This is a genomic window from Pseudomonas sp. LB3P25 (assembly GCF_054897985.1).
In genome coordinates, this window is sequence record NZ_CM142711.1 from 4,824,506 (window position 1) to 4,841,171 (window position 16,666).

16 protein-coding genes and 1 pseudogene are annotated in these 16,666 nt (G+C 59.0%); 4 read left to right on the forward strand and 13 right to left on the reverse strand.

The annotated features are described in order from the left end of the window. Positions 1–91: 91 nt before the first annotated feature. From ACYZTW_RS22015 to ACYZTW_RS22045, 7 genes are all read right to left on the reverse strand, one after another. Positions 92–1,102 carry a YeiH family protein gene (locus ACYZTW_RS22015; RefSeq protein WP_462001791.1) on the reverse strand — a complete coding sequence of 337 codons (1,011 nt, stop codon included), beginning with the start codon at positions 1,100–1,102 and terminating at the stop codon, positions 92–94. Then, entirely contained in the window at positions 1,099–1,425 is a 327-nt protein-coding gene (locus ACYZTW_RS22020) for a Rieske (2Fe-2S) protein (RefSeq protein WP_462001792.1), read from the reverse strand. The genes ACYZTW_RS22015 and ACYZTW_RS22020 overlap by 4 nt, the downstream gene beginning before the upstream one ends. After that, complete coding sequence (locus tag ACYZTW_RS22025; RefSeq protein ID WP_462001793.1) at positions 1,422–2,084, reverse strand: DsbA family protein; 663 nt, start codon at positions 2,082–2,084, stop codon at positions 1,422–1,424. The genes ACYZTW_RS22020 and ACYZTW_RS22025 overlap by 4 nt, the downstream gene beginning before the upstream one ends. Beyond that, a complete protein-coding gene (locus ACYZTW_RS22030; RefSeq protein WP_462001794.1) occupies positions 2,081–3,409 on the reverse strand; it encodes an MFS transporter in 1,329 nt (442 codons plus the stop codon). The genes ACYZTW_RS22025 and ACYZTW_RS22030 overlap by 4 nt, the downstream gene beginning before the upstream one ends. 92 nt (positions 3,410–3,501) lie before the next feature. Next, a complete protein-coding gene (locus ACYZTW_RS22035) occupies positions 3,502–4,554 on the reverse strand; it encodes a beta-keto acid cleavage family enzyme (protein WP_310660754.1) in 1,053 nt (350 codons plus the stop codon). An 86-nt stretch (positions 4,555–4,640) separates the two neighbouring features. Further along, on the reverse strand, positions 4,641–5,489 hold the full coding sequence (locus tag ACYZTW_RS22040; RefSeq protein WP_462001795.1) for a TauD/TfdA dioxygenase family protein: 849 nt from the start codon (positions 5,487–5,489) through the stop codon (positions 4,641–4,643). A gap of 13 nt (positions 5,490–5,502) precedes the next feature. After that, positions 5,503–6,483 (reverse strand): quinone oxidoreductase family protein, encoded by a 981-nt coding sequence (locus ACYZTW_RS22045; RefSeq protein WP_462001796.1) that lies wholly within the window; start codon positions 6,481–6,483, stop codon positions 5,503–5,505. A 344-nt stretch (positions 6,484–6,827) separates the two neighbouring features. Here ACYZTW_RS22045 and ACYZTW_RS22050 point away from each other — a divergent pair, with 344 nt between their 5' ends. Next, positions 6,828–7,010: a hypothetical protein gene (locus ACYZTW_RS22050; protein ID WP_192351607.1), complete on the forward strand. Its 183-nt coding sequence runs from the start codon at positions 6,828–6,830 to the stop codon at positions 7,008–7,010. 194 nt (positions 7,011–7,204) lie between these two features. On the opposite strand, the gene ACYZTW_RS22055 is transcribed toward ACYZTW_RS22050, so the two are convergent. Then, entirely contained in the window at positions 7,205–7,780 is a 576-nt protein-coding gene (locus ACYZTW_RS22055) for a hypothetical protein (RefSeq protein ID WP_462001797.1), read from the reverse strand. A 238-nt stretch (positions 7,781–8,018) separates the two neighbouring features. Further along, positions 8,019–8,894 (reverse strand): annotated as a pseudogene (locus ACYZTW_RS22060) (aldehyde dehydrogenase family protein); the annotation flags it as partial. Here ACYZTW_RS22060 and ACYZTW_RS22065 point away from each other — a divergent pair. From ACYZTW_RS22065 to ACYZTW_RS22075, 3 genes are read left to right on the forward strand one after another with little or no spacing between them, the layout of a single operon-like run. Beyond that, complete coding sequence (locus ACYZTW_RS22065) at positions 8,895–9,158, forward strand: hypothetical protein (RefSeq protein WP_462005882.1); 264 nt, start codon at positions 8,895–8,897, stop codon at positions 9,156–9,158. Positions 9,159–9,207: 49 nt separating this feature from the next. Then, positions 9,208–9,369, forward strand: a complete 162-nt coding sequence (locus ACYZTW_RS22070) for a hypothetical protein (protein WP_462001798.1) — start codon at positions 9,208–9,210, stop codon at positions 9,367–9,369. Beyond that, a complete protein-coding gene (locus ACYZTW_RS22075) occupies positions 9,366–10,250 on the forward strand; it encodes an arsenate reductase (azurin) large subunit (protein ID WP_462005818.1) in 885 nt (294 codons plus the stop codon). The genes ACYZTW_RS22070 and ACYZTW_RS22075 overlap by 4 nt, the downstream gene beginning before the upstream one ends. A 75-nt stretch (positions 10,251–10,325) precedes the next feature. Here the strand turns inward: ACYZTW_RS22075 and ACYZTW_RS22080 are convergent, their stop codons facing one another. From ACYZTW_RS22080 to ACYZTW_RS22095, 4 genes are read right to left on the reverse strand one after another with little or no spacing between them, the layout of a single operon-like run. Further along, positions 10,326–10,682, reverse strand: coding sequence for a copper-binding protein (locus ACYZTW_RS22080; RefSeq protein ID WP_462001799.1), 357 nt, complete (start codon positions 10,680–10,682; stop codon positions 10,326–10,328). Further along, positions 10,679–13,837, reverse strand: coding sequence for an efflux RND transporter permease subunit (locus ACYZTW_RS22085; protein ID WP_462001800.1), 3,159 nt, complete (start codon positions 13,835–13,837; stop codon positions 10,679–10,681). Before ACYZTW_RS22085 ends, ACYZTW_RS22080 begins: the two co-directional genes overlap by 4 nt. Then, positions 13,834–15,318 carry an efflux RND transporter periplasmic adaptor subunit gene (locus ACYZTW_RS22090; RefSeq protein ID WP_462001801.1) on the reverse strand — a complete coding sequence of 495 codons (1,485 nt, stop codon included), beginning with the start codon at positions 15,316–15,318 and terminating at the stop codon, positions 13,834–13,836. The genes ACYZTW_RS22085 and ACYZTW_RS22090 overlap by 4 nt, the downstream gene beginning before the upstream one ends. After that, positions 15,315–16,571, reverse strand: coding sequence for a TolC family protein (locus ACYZTW_RS22095; protein WP_462001802.1), 1,257 nt, complete (start codon positions 16,569–16,571; stop codon positions 15,315–15,317). Before ACYZTW_RS22095 ends, ACYZTW_RS22090 begins: the two co-directional genes overlap by 4 nt. Positions 16,572–16,666: the final 95 nt, after the last annotated feature.

Consider the following 16,666-nt stretch of genomic DNA (forward strand, 5'->3'; position numbering starts at 1 on the left):
CTGCTTCGCAGCCGAACGCAGCCTCGCAGGCTCGACAGCTGCTACGAATAACAACGGCTTAACTGACACTGCCAGTATTTTTTAACGGGCTTTAGAGGCCCCAACGCAGCAACAACAGCACCAGTACGACGAGGAACACCGTCTCCCCCACCATCAACAGGATCGGCTTGATGCCCACCGCCGCCAACTCCTTGAGCTGGGTTTTCATACCCAGGGCGCTGATGGAAACCACCAGACACCAGCGCGACAATTCATTGACCGATCCCTGCACCACCGGGGTCACCCAGCCGGTGCTGTTGATGCAGGCCAGAATCAGAAACCCGACGGCGAACCATGGCAGCAGCGGCGGTCGTTTGCCGGTCGGGTCGGCGCCCTGCATGCGGGTGATCATGGCCGCACACACGATCACCGGCAGCAGCATGGCAACCCGCATCAACTTGATCACCGTGGCCGTATCACCGGTCTCGGTCGACATGCTGTAACCGGCACCGACGACTTGGGGGACATCGTGAATGGTGGCGCCCAGAAACACGCCAGCCACTTGTGGCGACAACGACAGCCAGTTGGCAATCATCGGGTACACGATCATCGCCAGGGTCGACAGCGCTGACACCCCGATCACCGTGAATAACGTCGCGCGTTCTTTCTGCGGATGGTTCGGCAACGCCGCCGCCAGCGCCAACGCCGCCGATGCACCACAAATCGCAGTGGCGCCACCGGTGAGCATGCCGAACAAACGCTGGAATCCCAGCGCCTTGGCCGCGATCACCGAGACGCCAATCGTCACCACCACCAGAATCACCACAAGGGCCACAGGCTTCCAGCCCAGCGCGGCAATCTGTTCGAGCGTGATGCGCATGCCCAGCAAGGCCACGCCAATGCGCAACACAGTGCGCGCCGTGAACTCGATGCCAGCCTTGCAGGCGCCATCACCGGCCAGAAAATTAAGCGCCATGCCCAACAACAAAGCGAACAGCATCACCGGTGCACCGTAGTGCTCCGACAAAAAGGATGCGGCCGCCGCCACGATCAGACTGACCATAAAACCCGGCGCCAATTCGCGCGTTCGGCTGTGGATACGGGTGAGAGCAATGACGCTCATGGCGCGGCCTCCTCGGGAACGATGACGATGAATGCCTGGCCGTCGATGATCTCGACCGGGTAATTGGCGACTTTGACAGCGGTGGAATTGAGCAAGTAACCGCTGCGCAGATCGAAGCGCAGGCCGTGGGCGCAGCATTGAATCACCCGCCCCTCAAGGCGCCCGCCACACAACGAGGCGCCCTGATGCGGGCAACTGTCGTCGATGGCGAACACGTCACCGTCGACGTTGAACAGCGCCAGGCTTTTGTCATCGAATTCGAACAGCGCACGGCCACCGGCCTGCGGGTGTTTGCCGGCAGGTACCGGAATGCGCCGCGTCATGCCGGATGCCGCTCGCGCTCACTTTCCTTGAGTGATTCGTTCATGGCCCCGAGCAGCGCCTGAGCAGGTTGTGCACCGATCACCGTCATGCGGCGGTCGAACTGAAAGCTCGGCACACCACTGGTCGCGCCGGGGGAGCCTTCAAATGGCGTGGCGTCGCCCTTCAGGCAATCGAGCACCACGTCCGTACCGACGCCGCAGGAGCGGGCAATGGCGAGCAAGGTCTCGCGGCACCCCAGGTTTTCGCGTTTGCGGAAATAAGCGGCGAACAGCCGTTCGAGCAACATTTCACGCTGAGTAGCATTGCCCAGTACGCTGACTCGTTCGAACAAACGGTGGGCGTCTGCCGTGTTGGGCATCGTCTCGATGTGGCTGAGGTCGATGGTCAGTCCAACCGCCGCTGCAGCCTGCTGTACCTGGGCCTGGCGCATGGTCATAGCGTCGGCATTGCCCAGACGCTTGCGATAGAAGTCGGCGAAGGGCTCACCTTGTACCGGCAACTGAGGCAGCAACTGCACGCCATGCCACACCGAGGTGATCTGCACATCCGGGTGGCGACTGCGAAACTGTACCTGCGCATGCTCCAGTTGACGTTTGCCGATCAGGCACCAGGGACAGATGAAATCGAAGAACACATCAATACGTAAACGACCACTCACAACTTCACCTCTAACACGGATTTGCCCACCGGATCGTTGACCCGCTCGCCCTTAAGCCGGGCAATGTCCTTGTGGTAATGACACTTGGCATAAAAGAACACGGCCGCTGCCGCGAGGCTGACCAGCGGCACTAATTGAAAAGCAGCCTGCAAGCCAATGAGGTCAGATACCCTGCCGGTGATGAACGGCCCAGGCGCCAGCCCCAGCATGTTGTTGGCCAGGGTCAGCGTGGCGAAGGCCGTGCCGTGGACCGAGTAATGGGTCAGGTTGGCAACCATGGCGCCGCAAGGGCCGGTCGTGCCGGCGGCAATCAACATGCCCAAGCAGATCAGCGCCAATTGCACAGGCCCTGCCGGCAGGGCGAACGCCGCCGACAACAGCAGGCAACTGCCCAGGCAATAGGCGATGGCCAAGGCGACTTTGCGCTCCGGCGAATGGCGAGACAGTCGATCGCTGAGCATGCCGCACAGGATCATCCCCGCACCGCTGCACAGCACGATGATCGCCGCGACACCGCCCGCCTTGTCCGTGGCCATGTCGTAATAACGATTGAGGTAGCTGGGCATCCACACAATCACGGTGCCGCCGACGAACAGTTGCAAGCCACTGCCGATGTAGGCAGCGATCACCGAGCGACTGGAAAACAGCGTACGCAACGGACGCTTGACCGCTGCAGTCGCCTTGTTCGCCGCTTGGGAGGCACGTTGCGGCGCAATGCGTGCTTCCTTGACGATGACCGGGTAAAGCACTGCCAGCAGCAGGCCGAACAGCGCCATGCCAGCAAACGACCAGCGCCAGCCAAGCTTGGCGGCGATTGCACCGCCCAGCGCCATGCCCAATACCGAACCGAACATGCCGCCCGCCATGAAGGCACTGGCCAGCGTTGCACGCAGGTGTTTGGGAAACACCGAAATCACGACCGCGATGCCGACGCTGCCGTACGCCGCTTCGCCGACGCCGACCATGAATCGTGCAATGAACATCTGCTGATAGTCCTGCGCCACTGCGCAGCCCAGCGTCGCCAGACTCCACAGCAAGGCCATCAACGCCAGGCTCTTGACCCGGCCGAAGCGATCCGCCAGCAATGACAAGGGAAATGTCAGCAGCCCCACCATCAGGGCGACAATGCCACTGAGCAGGCCGAGCTGGCCGTCGCTCAAGGCCCACTCGCCCTTGAGCATCGGGAACACCGCGTTCAGCACCTGGCGCGACATGTAATCGGAAATCAACAGCCCGAACGTCAGTGCAAAGACGATCCAGGCATACGGGCGCGCAACACCGACAGCACAGTCGTCATCGTCTGCGGCGATTGGGTGAAAGGCCATGCAGCCTCCTCAAAGCTTTGTTTTATTGTTGTTATCAAGCGTGTTGCAGTGCAGCGAGCGGGAGGCCATTGACCTCCCGCTCCATCTGCCGATCAGCCGCGTTGCGGCACACCTTTCTGTCCAGCCTTGCGGTTGGGGGCCATACCGTTGGCCAGCAGGGTTTCTTCGATGCTCTGGTACTGCACGCCGATGCGGTAGATCTCACGGGCTTCTTTGCCGGTGGCGATTTCGCGACCCAGTTCATGGGCGATGCGCACGGTCTGCTTGATCTGCGCAACTGAGCCGAAACGATCGCCCTTGTGATCAATGATAGTGTCTTCATTGCCCACACGCGGGTGCATACCCATAGCCATCGACATGGTGTTGAACGGCATGACGTTCTTGAGCAGCGACTCGGAGGTCAGGGTACAACCGTCTGGCGCGCGGTGGATGAAGTTGAAGAAGTTGAATGGATTGGGGCCATCGAAACCGCCGCCGATACCGATCCAGGTCAGGTTCAACGGGCCCTTGTAGACGCCCTTGCGCACCAGGCGCTCGAGGGTTTCCATGGCGTGCATGCCGGTCAGTTGGAAGTGCGGCTGGATGCCGTTGTCCATCAGACGCTTGAGGTGTTCGGCGACCCAGGCCGGGCCTGCCGGTACGGTCATTTCGCTGTAGGCGGCCTGATACAGGGGATTGGCCAGGGAGGTGCCTTCCAAGTATTCCGGATACAGCAGTTCCATGATGTTCATCTGGGTGGTGTTGATGGCCACCGTGACCTGATCCGGTTTTGGCGTCAGCTCGGCCAGCATGTGGCGCGTATCGTCCGACAGCCACTTGGCGGCTTCGCCATCGCTTTCCGGCGCGAAGGAAATCGAACCACCGACCTGAATGATCATGTCCGGCACGGCTTCACGTACGCCGGCGATCAATTCGTTGAACTTGGACAAGCGCTTGGAACCCTTGCCGTCCAGCTCGCGCACATGCAAGTGCAAGACTGTGGCACCGGCCTCATAACAATCGACCGCTTTTTGCACCTGCTCGTCCATGGTCAGCGGGATGTCTTCGGGGAAGTCTTCCGGCATCCATTCCGGGCCGTACGGGGCCACGGTGATGACCACCTTTTCCATGTTTTCCGGGTGCAGGGAATCGTCGAAAAATTGCATGAGTTACTCCTGTTTTTATGATTGTCGCGCCCACCCGGGATCGTGCCGGGCAGACGTGTTTACGAGTGCGAATGCAAAAGGGTCGATCAGTAAGTCTTGTCGCCGATGATTCCGGCACGCTCCATCTTGCGATGGCACGGCGGGTAATCCATGACGGCGTAGTGCTGGGTGCTGCGGTTGTCCCAGATGGCGATGCTGTTGGGCTTCCAGCGCCAGCGCACTTGATACTCGGGGATGTAGGCCTGGCTGATCAGGTAGCGCAGCAACTCGCTCGCGCCAGGGTTCGCGTCCTGGCCGAAGCGCACCCGCTCGGGGGTGTGGTAGTTGCTCAAGTGCGTCGTGAAGGCGTTGACGAACAGCACCTTCTCTCCGGTTTCCAGGTGGATGCGCACCACCGGGTGCTCGGCATCCGGGTACATCGCCTTGAGCGCCAGACGCTTTTCGATCGGCATGGCGGCGCCAAAGCTTGCTTCGATACTGTGGCGGGCGCGCAGGTCGGCAATTTTTACCTTCACGTCCTCCGGCAAGCGCGCGTAAGCCTCGACCATGTTGGCCCACATGGTGTCGCCGCCCACCGGTGGGCACTCTACGCAACGCAGCACGCAGCCCATAGGCGGCGCCTCGCGCCAGGTCGCGTCGGTGTGCCAGGCGTTTTCGTAGCGGTCCATCGGCTGGTCCGGGTTCTTGTAGATGCGCACCAGCCCGGGATGATCCGGATCGCTGCCGGCCACCGGATGATCTTCCAACTCACCAAAGCGGCGGGCGAAGGCCACGTGCTCGGCGCGAGTGATGTCCTGATCTCGCAAGAACACCACTCGGTGCTTGAGCAACTGAGCACGAATCTCGGCAAAAAGACCGTCGTCATGCACCGCGTCGGCGAGGTTGACGCCGATCAGTTCGGCGCCAATGCTGCAGGTCAATTGTTCGACTTTCATGGCTGGTGGCTCCTTAAATGACGAAAATCGACGAGCCCGTGGTCTTGCGTGATTCCAGGTCGCGATGGGCCTGTACGGCATCCTGCAAGGCGTAGTGCTGGTTGATCTCGATCTTGATCCGACCGCTGCCGACATGGTCGAATAACTCGCCCGCCAACGCGGCTTTTTCCGCCGGGTCGGCGATGTAGTCGGCCAGGGCTGGACGGGTCATGAACAGCGAGCCTTTCATCGCCAGCATCACCGGGTCGAAGGCCGGGATCGGGCCGGATGCCGTGCCGACGCAGACCATCAGGCCACGACGCTTGAGCGAATCCAGCGAACCCATAAAGGTGTTCTTGCCGACGCTGTCGAACACCACGTTGACCCCGACGCCGTCCGTCAGCTCGCGAACGCGCTGGGCGACGTCTTCATGGCTGTAATTGATGACATGGTCGCAGCCATGGGCCCGGGCAATTTCACCCTTGACCTCGGTGGACACGGTGCCGATGACGGTCAGCCCGAGCAGTTTGGCCCACTGCGAAACGATCAGGCCCACGCCACCGGCAGCGGCGTGCAGCAGAATGCTGTCGCCGGCCTTGAAATCGTAAATGCGTCGCATCAGGTACGACGACGTCAGGCCGCGCATGGTCATGGCTGCGGCCGTCTCGAAACTGATGGTTTCTGGCAGCTTGATCAACGGCGCGGCCGGGATCAGGCGTTCGGTGCTGTAGGCCCCCAATGTATTGAGAAAACCGGTGTAGGTGACGCGATCACCCACCCGTACATTAGTAACCCCCTCGCCAATGGCCTGGACCACACCGGAGGCTTCAACCCCCATGCCATTGGGCATCGGGATTGGGTAGGTGCCATTGCGAAAGTAAGTGTCGGCATAGTTCAGGCCAACCGCCACATGACGAAGACGGACCTGGCCTGGACCGGGTTCGCCAACTTCGACCTCCTCATAACGAAGGACTTCGGGACCACCGGTTTCGTAGAAGCGTACGGCTTTGGCCATGTTTTCTTATTCTCCAGTCTGCAAGATTGGCGTGCAGCGTCGATTTGCGCTGATTGGACTGTAGGACGCCGTCTGGCGAGCCGCTTCTCATCAGACGACAATGGCTTTTCATTTCATGACAGTGCACGCTGCATCAACGCCTGCGGTGGATTGTTGCTCTTGTCTGGTGGTGAAAAGCCAGTCGGCGGCATCAGATGCCGGCGCAAAACTGATCGGATAACGTCGCCTTCATTGAACAGGCCAAGGTCTTTCGGTGGAAACGGTCGATTAACGCTCTCACCTTGGACTTGAAATCGTTGAGGGTTGCGACTATCAGTGAGATTCACTCCTTCGAGGGCAATAACATGCCAACGACTGAAGAATCGATCATTGCAGCAGCAAGGCTGCGCGCCGCATACCGGGGAGAAAACGAGGCGATGGCTGCGGCTTCAGCGCTCGAAGCCCTGGCAGTGCTGAAAAAAACGTTAAAGGGAGACAAATACCAGGAGGCTCTCGAAAGACTGTATATCGAGTATTCAACCTCTTGAGCCACCCGTGCCGCACTTAGCTGCGGCACATTGTTCGCATATTGAGGGCAGTTTGAACTCGCCTCACCTCGGAAGACCGCAAGGGCAGCACAGCAAAAACGAGAAGGAACAACCGGCGCCGCAAAGAAGGTCTTTACGAAGCCTATGCGACAGCATGGGGTCAGGTCTTTTGAGATCCTGCGCACAACCAGGCATCACTTGCTGCCAGTACGTGACCATTCATCCCCCCTGGTGCCCGCAGTACTGGCGACTATCAGCGCCACTACACAAGCAAGCAACGAGAACACGGCAAAAACCCCCATCACATGCAAATAAGGCAGTACGTGATTCCACGCTCGAGCTACCCCCAGGAATGCGGCAAATAACCACCCGCTCATAGAGAGAGCCCCCAAGAGAGCAAGGCGAGTGCGGGCGCAGTTGTGTAACAAGACAAAGGGGGTCTTCTGCAGCAGCGGGAAACCGATCCGATGCAACAAAGCGCCGTTGAGGCTAAGCAGCGCGACAACACTCACCTTGGCCCAGAGCTTTTGATTGAGCAGATACGCGCTCCCGTCATAGAGGTAACCCTGGAGCACCAGCAGCAAGCCACTTCCCCAAAGAGCCAATAGCGCGAGCGTGACAATTTTTTGAGTCTCGTCGAGATACTCTCGCTGCACCTGGCTCAACACATCCTTGCGCCAGCTCCATAGTTTTTGATCAGCCTGTAACACCCTCCCCAGAGCAATACAGGTGGCAATCAGATGACCATACACGAGTAGCATTTTGAGCATTACCTTGACCTTATTTTTATATGGGCAATGCACTCCCTCGCACCCTTGATATGAAACTAAATGATACAGATTCATATTTGTATCAACAAGTTGCCTGCTCAACCTTCCATCCAGAAGCGCCTGGTCTCTCGCAGGGTGTCCGTATTGTGGTCCAGCGACTGGCCAATGATGCCCCGAATGGGCGATGCCGAGGCCGATCCGCCGAGGAACGAATGGGATGAGCCGCGGCGCACCGGCCTCAGCTCAAATACCAGCCCCAGGCCCCGCCGTTGTATCGGGTGATCTGCTTGGTTTCGAGATAGTTGTTGTAGCCCCACTCACCCAGCTCGCGGCCAATACCGCTCTGCTTGTAGCCGCCCCAAGGCGCTTCCACGAAGGTCGGTTGCGAGCAGTTGACCCAGACGATCCCGGCGCGAAAGCGTCGGGCGACTCGTTCGCAGCGTGGAATATCACGCGACATGACTGCCGCTGCCAGGCCGAAGGGCGAGTCATTGGCCAGGCGTATCGCTTCGGCTTCCGTGTCGAATGCGCGCAGGCACACCACCGGGCCGAAAATCTCCTCACGCCACAGTGAACTCTGTTCCGGCACATCCGCGAAAATCGCCGGGCTCAGGTAGTAACCCTTCTGTAGATGGGCCGGACGAGTGCCGCCCGACACCAGTCGCGCGCCCTCTTGCTGACCGGCCGCAATCGCTTCAAGGACTTTGTCCAATTGCCCTTGGCTGACCAGCGGCCCGAGTTTCACACCGTCGGTAAAGCCTTGGCCGATCTGGATCTGCTCGGTGGCAGCGATCAAACGCTTCAGCAGCGCCGGGTATAACGCGCGCTCCACCAATACGCGCGAAGTGGCCGAACAGACCTGGCCCTGATTACAGAATATCCCGAACAGAATCCATTCCACCGCCGCGTCGAGGTCACTGTCGGCGAAGATCACGAAGGGCGATTTACCGCCCAGCTCCAGACTGATGTTTTTGATCTCGGCCGCTGCCGCTTGCATGATCTTGCGCCCGGTCGGCACGCTGCCGGTGAAGGCGATCTTGTCCACGTCCGGGTGTTCGGCCAGCGGTGCGCCAGCGCTTACAAACCCAAAGCCTCTGGCCATCGCCCCCATACCATGCACGCCTACGAAAAAGGGATCATCTGGGGCAATGACAACTACCTCATCCAGTCTGCCCTGGTCGATTTGGTGCTTGCGACCCACAACGTCGGACGACGAGGTACGGGTGTGGTGCGCATGGGCGGGCATCAAGAGGGTTACACACGCCCCCCTTATCCAGGCAATACCAAGATCTATGTGGATCAGGAGATCATCTACGGCAAGGGCATGATGTACACGGCATGGGGGGGCCAATCCCTTCCAGACCACGCTCAATGCTGAGCAGCATCGTGCGGTCATTCTGAAACGCGCCAACATTGTCAGAGAGGCCATGGCCAATGTTCGCGGCGGTACAACCGCGCAGATGGTGGATGCGGTCTACGATGCGGTGAAAAACAAAGGCGGACTCTTCCTCGCCAACATCAACCTCTACCCTACAAAGTTGGCAGAAGCCGCCCATGTGAGCTGCCGGCAGCACATCCGGGTGAGATAAATCTCACCTCGATGAATGGGGAACGCCGGATGCGCCTTTCACAAAAATTCATGGATCCTCCCGGTTCAGCGAAAGCCGATTGCCTGATCGCAGCGGCTATCGCTAACACCCTTCGGCAGATGTATACGGACGAAGGTAAACAGGACATGGCGGCGCGTTTTGCAGGGTTCGACTGGAATAGCGAGGAGGACGCCTTCAACGACGGCTTCCGTATGGCTGGCCAACCTGGCGCTGGCCCAATCGATAGTCAGGGCGGGACTACGGGCAATCTTGTCACCTACGAGCGGCTGAAAGCCATGGGCAACAATGGTGTCCAGTTACCCGCTAAAGAGTACCGAGACGGCAAGCTGATCGGCACCGAGATGCTCTACACCGATTACAAGTTCGATACTCCGGACGGCAAAGAAGAGTTCAAGCCAGCAACATGGCCCGGATTGCCGAAACCGGTGGCAGAACAGAAGGCGAAGCATCAGTTCTGGGTCAACAATGGACGGATCAACGAAGTGTGGCAAACGCTCTACCACGACCAATACAACGATTTTGTACAGCGGCGCGTGCCGATGGCCTATCTAGAAATCAACCCCGATGATGTACAAGCTTTGGCTATTGAATCTGGAGATGTGGTCGAGGTGTTCAACGATTACGGTTCGTCCTATGCGCTGGCCTATCTGGAGGCTGACATCAAACGGAATCAAACCTTCATGCAGTTTGGCCACTTCAATGGTGTGATGGGGAATTTGACTACGCCATGGACCGACCGCAACGTGGTGCCTTATTACAAAGGAACATGGGCGAGTATCCGTCGCATCGGTAAGGTGGAGGAATTCAAAGAGACGATCAGCTTCAAGTCGCGGCGGTTTAACGTGATCGCGGTTGGTTAACAACAAATTGTTAAACAGACGCCAAGCCCCCTTCCCACCTACATCGTGTGGGAGGGGGTGCTAGGCGTCTCGTGGTTATTTCACCTTTTTAATGGACACAACTGTGGCTTTCGCACCCTCAGACCTGAATTCGAAAACCACCTGATCTCCAGCGCTTAGACCCGTCAATTGTTCCGCCGTGGCGGAAAAAGCCATGGTCATAGCAGGCCACTGCACCGCCGGCACGGCGCCATGAGCGATAGTCACAGTGTGCTTCTCGGAGTTAATAGACTTGATTGTGCCCTCCGCTTTGGCTACTGGAGTCTGCTTTGCGTCTTGCTTCATCTGCATGCCCTCCATACCGTCCATTTTCATACCCGGCATGTCCTCCGCCAGGGCAGAAAGAGACAGCGTAACGACGGCGCTTGCAATTGTAATCAGGGTCAGTTTCATACGAGTTTTCCTTGAGGGTTGATGGGTTCAACTGAAAGGTGGCGGCGACGCATCAGGCGATACGCTGCCGGAATGACAAACAGGGAAAGCAAGGGCGCTGTGACCATGCCGCCGACCATGGGCGCGGCGATGCGGCTCATCACTTCACTACCGGTACCGCTGCCCAACAAGATGGGTAACAGGCCAGCAATGATGACGGCCACGGTCATGGCCTTGGGTCGCACGCGCTGCACAGCGCCTTCACGGATCGCCGCAACCAGACCGCGCTCAGTGCTGTCGCCGAGGTCTTCACGTTCGGCCCAGGCGTTCTTCAGGTAGAGCAGCATGATCACGCCAAACTCGGCGGAAACACCGGCCAAGGCGATAAAGCCAACCCCGGTGGCGACTGACAGGTTGAATCCCAACAGATAGAGGAACCATGCCCCGCCAGTCAGTGCGAATGGCAGAGTGGCCATGATCAGCAGGGCCTCGTCGAAGCGGGCAAAAGTCAGGTAGAGCAGCACGAAAATGATCAACAGCGTGGCAGGCACCACCAGTTTGAGTCGTGCGTTGGCCCTTTCGAGAAACTCGAACTGCCCTGAGTAACTCAGGCTCATGCCGGGCTGCAACTTGACCTGCTCACTGACGACCCGACGCAGGTCGGCGACTACCGAGGCAATGTCCCGGCCACGCACGTCGATGTAAACCCAACCAGAGGGTCGTGCGTTCTCGCTCTTGAGCATCGGCGGACCGTCCGTGACCTTGACCTTCGCCACTGTGCCGAGGGTGATCTGGCTACCTAGCGGGGTATAGATCGGCAATTGCTCCAAGGCACCGAGCGAGTCACGCCACTCCCGTGGGTAACGCACGTTGATCGGGAAGCGTGCAAGCCCTTCAATGGTCTCCCCGACATTTTCACCGCCAATAGCGCCGGCCACGATGGACTGCACATCGGCGATATTCAGTCCGTAACGAGCGGCGGCTTTGCGGTCGATATCCACATCGATATAGCGACCACCAGTTAGGCGCTCGGCCAGAGCCGAACTGACACCGGGTACACCCTTGGCCACTCGCTCGACGGCCTGAGTCGCGGCATCGATCTCCGTCAGGTTGGTGCCGGCAACTTTCACTCCGATGGGACTCTTGATCCCCGTCGCCAGCATGTCGATACGGTTGCGAATCGGTGGTATCCAGATATTCGTAAGCCCAGGGACTCGTACCACTCGATCCAGTTCTTCCACCAACTTTTCCTGAGTCATGCCTGGCCGCCATTGCTTGTGCGGCTTGAATTGAATGGTGGTTTCGAACATCTCCAGCGGTGCCGGGTCAGTGGCGGTCTCAGCACGACCGGCTTTCCCGAAGACGTGTTCGACTTCGGGTACGGTCTTGATCAGGCGGTCGGTCTGTTGCAGCAGTTGCGCCGCTTTCTGTGCCGACAACCCCGGTAAAGCGGAAGGCATATAGAGCAGATCACCCTCGTCCAGTGGCGGAAGAAACTCACCACCCAAACGAGACAATGGCCATAGCGCACTGACAAAAACCAATAGCGCCACCAGCAGCGTGATCTTTGGTCGACGCAAGACTGCGTCCAGGGCTGGCTGATAGATCCGAATCAACCACCGGTTCAACGGGTTCTGTTGCTCACTGGGGATTCGTCCCCGAATCCAGTAACCCATCAGCACTGGCACCAGGGTCACTGACAATCCCGCCGCTGCGGCCATGGCGTAGGTCTTGGTGAAAGCCAACGGGCCGAACAGCCGTCCCTCTTGCGCTTCCAGTGTGAACACAGGAATAAACGACAGCGTGATGATCAACAAACAGAAGAACAGCGCCGGACCTACCTCTACTGCTGCTTCGGTCATCACGTGCCAATGACGCTCACCCTTCAGTTCCTCCCCAGGATTGGCCACGTGCCAAGCCTCAATCTTCTTGTGGGCGTTCTCGATCATCACCACGGCGGCATCGACCATGGCGCCGATGGCGATGGCAATCCCGCCCAAGGACATGATGTTGGCGTTGATCCCTTGGTAACGCATGACGATGAAGGCAATCAGCACCCCCACCGGCAGTGAAATGATCGCCACCAGCGATGAGCGCAGGTGCCAGAGGAAGATCCCACACACCAACGCGACGACGATGAACTCTTCGATGAGCTTGTGGCTGAGATTTTCCACAGCGCGGTCGATCAGCTTGCTGCGGTCGTAGGTGGTGACGATTTCCACCCCGGCCGGCAGGCTGCTTTTCAGTTCGTCGAGTTTGGTTTTGACCGCCGCAATGGTCTCGCGAGCATTCTTGCCGCTGCGCAAAATCACCACGCCGCCGACGGTCTCGCCTTCGCCGTCGAGTTCAGTAATGCCACGCCGCATTTCCGGTCCCAACTGAATCGTGGCGACATCGCCAAGGGTCACCGCCACACCGCCCGAAGCCAGCTTGAGCGGGATCGCCCGAAAATCATTGAGCGTCTTCAAGTATCCGGAAGCACGCACGATGAACTCTGTCTCTGCCATCTCCAGCACGGCACCACCGGTTTCCTGATTGGCTTTGCCGATAGCTTCGGTCACCTCGGCCTGAGTAATACCGAGGCTGGCCAGTTTGAGCGGATCAAGCTGCACCTGGTACTGCTTGACCATGCCGCCCACTGTGGCCACTTCCGCAACATTGGGCAGGGTCTTGAGTTCGAACTTGAGGAACCAATCCTGAAGTGCGCGTAGCTGCGCCAGGTCGTGTCCCCCACTGCGATCCACCAGTGCGTACTGATAGATCCAGCCCACTCCCGTCGCATCCGGCCCCAACGCCGGCTTGGCACTGGCCGGCAACCGACTTTGTATTTGGCTCAGATACTCCAACACCCGCGAGCGAGCCCAATACAAATCAGTGCCGTCTTCGAACAGCACGTAAACGAAGCTGTCACCGAAGAAGGAATAACCACGCACCGTCTTGGCTCCCGGTACTGAGAGCATGGTGGTGGCCAACGGATAGGTCACCTGGTTCTCGACAATCTGCGGCGCTTGTCCCGGATAAGGGGTGCGGATGATCACCTGAACATCCGAGAGATCTGGCAGTGCATCGATGGGCGTGCTCTGCACCGACCAAATGCCCCAAGCCGTGACAAACAGCGTCGCCAGTAGCACCAGGAATCGGTTGGCCACTGACCAACGAATCAGGGCAGCGATCATGGCCGGCTCCCCGATTTGTCCAGACGCTCAACACGCAAACCATCTTCGGTCTGGCTCACCGCAATCCGAACCTTATCGCCCGTTTTGAGGCCCTGCATCAGCGCCGGACTAGCGAGTGGGAACGTCATCGTCATACCAGGCATGCCCAGTGTCTTGAAGGGACCATGGGCAAGCGTGACTTCTTTGTCGTTGATCTCAACGATCTGCCCATCCGCTTCATGAAAGCTGGAGGCTGCTGCGCTGGGTGGTGACTCTTCCTCTGAGCGGGCAACAATGCCCTTAAGACTGGCCTCCGAGTCGAGCAGGAACTGGCCAGAGGTAACCACCCTCTGTCCTTCTTCCAGACCTTTCAATATCGCCGTCTTGCCATCGCTTTCCTGCCCGAGGTGCACCTCCACGGGACGGTAGCGGCCCGCGTCTTCGGCGAGCATCACCAAGGCACGTCGGCCAGTGCGAATGACGGCCTCGCTCGGCACCCACAACACACTTTGCTCGGTCGAACGATTCAGGCGTACCTGCGCTGTCAAACCCGGTCTGAGGCGTCCGTCCGGATTGGGTAACTCGACACGTACGCGAAGAGTGCGGCTGTCCGGATTGGACTCGGGCAAAATCGCGCTGACCTTGCCGTTGAGTATTGTCCCTGAGAAAGCTGGCAGACGCGCTTCGACTGCCTGTCCCACGGTGATCGATCCGGCATCCGATTCTGGCACGGCCACCGCTAGCCAGACACTACTCAAGCCATTGACGCGTGCCAGGGTGTCGCCGGTCGCCACGGTCATACCCGCGCGTACGTTCAACTCTTGCAGCACACCGGCAATGGGACTGGTCAGAGTCACGTACGGCTGAACCTTACCGCCACGCTCTACCTGAGTAATCAGTGCTGCCGGCATCCCTGTGAGCCGCAGTCGCTGGCGGGCCGCAGCCAACAGGTCAGCATCACCGTTGCGCTTCAGGGCAAGGAACTCTGTCTGGGCGGCTGCCCACTCGGGCACCAGGATATCCGCCAACGCCGCTTTGGCTTTGAGCACATCACCAGGGGCATGGGCATAAACCCGCTCCACAAAGCCGGCTGTGCGTGCCTGAATCACAGCAACATCACGTTCGTTGAATCCCAACACACCTGTCACGTCGAGGCTGGAATCAAAGATCGCACGGCTGACTGTCGCAAAACGCAGGCCGAGATTTTGGGTCAGACTTGGATCGATACTGACGGTCGCTCGGTCCCCTGCGCCGCTGGCGTACTGCGGGACCAGTTGCATGTCCATGAAGGGGGACTTACCCGGCTTATCGAACTTTTGCTGCGGGTACATGGGGTCGTACCAATACAGAGCCTTGCGTTCGTCCGGTGAATTGAGGCTTTGCTTCGAGGCGGTATTGGGTTCTCCGCTCATGCGTTGGTGAGCGAACCAGTAACCACCGGCAACACCCAATGCCAGCGAGATGCCAACCAGCAATGCCCCGTTCCACTTTTTAAGGTTCATTGGCTGGACTCCCCATAAGCAAAATACAGACGCGCATTGGTCAGCGCTCGCTGCTCTTCCACGTCGATCTGTTTGAGGCGGGCCTCGATGAGTTCACGTCGGGCGGCAACAACGGCGTTTAAATCGCCTTTGCCGGAGCGATAACTGGCCATGCTGAGTTCGACCTTTTCCTTGGCCAGCGGTAACAGGCTTTCCTGGTTGCGGCGTACCGCACGATTCAGGCGCTCATAGTCAGCCAGTTCGTTTTCCAGTTGCTGGGTGTGCTCGCGAGACAAGGCTTCGCGCTCGGCCTCAAGCTGACTGAGTTCGGCCTGTTTGGCTGCGATTTTCGGGTTTTGGCGCGAACCAGGAAACAGCGGGAGGTCCCAGGAAAATTGCACGCTGACCATATCGCCGAACTCACGGCCACGGCGCTGGTAATCCAGTTCCCAGCTCCAGTCTGACTGCTTCTCCGACACGGCTTCACGAACCTTGGCTTGCGCTTCGCGGGTCATCGGCGCAAACGCGGCCAACTCGGGATGGTGTTGCAGTTTATGGGAGTAGCTTGAGGTATCGACAGGCCATTCAGGCAGGCTGCCCACAGGCTTGTCGTTGGCGGCGGAACCAATCCAGCGTTTGAGGGCCGCTCGGGCCTGTGCTCTTTGGAGAATCAGATCGTCCTGTTGCTCCGCCAGTTGAACCGCTTCCTGCTTGGGTGTCACCGCATCAGCGGGTTGAGCGCGACCACCGGCAATCTGGGCCCGGACGGTATCGGTCAGCAGACGATTTTCTTTGTAGAAGTCCTGGAACAGCGCATCTTTGCGCTCAACCGAGTAGCTACTGATCCAAGCCAACGCCGTGGACTGGCGTACCTTCAGACGTTCGACTCGACGCTCCGCAGCGGCGCGATCAACGGCCGCATCGGCGACCTCAATCCGCGCTTTGCGCTTGTCGCTGTTCGGCATCTCCTGCCTGACCCCGACCATTTGCATGGTCATGAAGTCCTGGTCGATGCTCCAGCGATCCGGACCGCCAATGGGGTAGTTCTGAACACCCAGTAGCAGTTTGGGGTCAGGTAGCTCACCGGCTGGAATAGCCGCGCTGCTGGCAGCCTGAATTTTGGCGTCTTGTGCGGTCAGCGACGGCGCATTGTTTTCGGCCAGCCGCAACGCTTCATCGAGTGTCAATGCGGCAGCGAGGCTCGGCAATGCCAGTACGCTTGCCGCCAGACCGGCCACAAGGGACCAACCTGTGCAATAGCACTTGGGGTTCATGTTTACGATTCCTGTGATCATCCACCGCACGCGTCAAAAGACATGCGCGCAGCTAGTCCATCCCGCTAACGCGGAATGAGGCTCAGTGTGGGACA

Bases quoted from the DNA above. Each gene is read 5' to 3' on its own strand.
- ACYZTW_RS22065 (WP_462005882.1), top strand. From the start codon at position 8,895: ATGCACGCCTACGAAAAAGGGATCATCTGGGGCAATGACAACTACCTC.
- ACYZTW_RS22095 (WP_462001802.1), bottom strand. From the start codon at position 16,571: ATGAACCCCAAGTGCTATTGCACAGGTTGGTCCCTTGTGGCCGGTCTG.
- ACYZTW_RS22050 (WP_192351607.1), top strand. From the start codon at position 6,828: ATGCCAACGACTGAAGAATCGATCATTGCAGCAGCAAGGCTGCGCGCC.
- ACYZTW_RS22030 (WP_462001794.1), bottom strand. From the start codon at position 3,409: ATGGCCTTTCACCCAATCGCCGCAGACGATGACGACTGTGCTGTCGGT.
- ACYZTW_RS22055 (WP_462001797.1), bottom strand. From the start codon at position 7,780: ATGCTCAAAATGCTACTCGTGTATGGTCATCTGATTGCCACCTGTATT.
- ACYZTW_RS22080 (WP_462001799.1), bottom strand. From the start codon at position 10,682: ATGAAACTGACCCTGATTACAATTGCAAGCGCCGTCGTTACGCTGTCT.
- ACYZTW_RS22020 (WP_462001792.1), bottom strand. From the start codon at position 1,425: ATGACGCGGCGCATTCCGGTACCTGCCGGCAAACACCCGCAGGCCGGT.
- ACYZTW_RS22070 (WP_462001798.1), top strand. From the start codon at position 9,208: ATGGCCAATGTTCGCGGCGGTACAACCGCGCAGATGGTGGATGCGGTC.
- ACYZTW_RS22015 (WP_462001791.1), bottom strand. From the start codon at position 1,102: ATGAGCGTCATTGCTCTCACCCGTATCCACAGCCGAACGCGCGAATTG.
- ACYZTW_RS22085 (WP_462001800.1), bottom strand. From the start codon at position 13,837: ATGATCGCTGCCCTGATTCGTTGGTCAGTGGCCAACCGATTCCTGGTG.
- ACYZTW_RS22035 (WP_310660754.1), bottom strand. From the start codon at position 4,554: ATGCAATTTTTCGACGATTCCCTGCACCCGGAAAACATGGAAAAGGTG.
- ACYZTW_RS22090 (WP_462001801.1), bottom strand. From the start codon at position 15,318: ATGAACCTTAAAAAGTGGAACGGGGCATTGCTGGTTGGCATCTCGCTG.
- ACYZTW_RS22040 (WP_462001795.1), bottom strand. From the start codon at position 5,489: ATGAAAGTCGAACAATTGACCTGCAGCATTGGCGCCGAACTGATCGGC.
- ACYZTW_RS22045 (WP_462001796.1), bottom strand. From the start codon at position 6,483: ATGGCCAAAGCCGTACGCTTCTACGAAACCGGTGGTCCCGAAGTCCTT.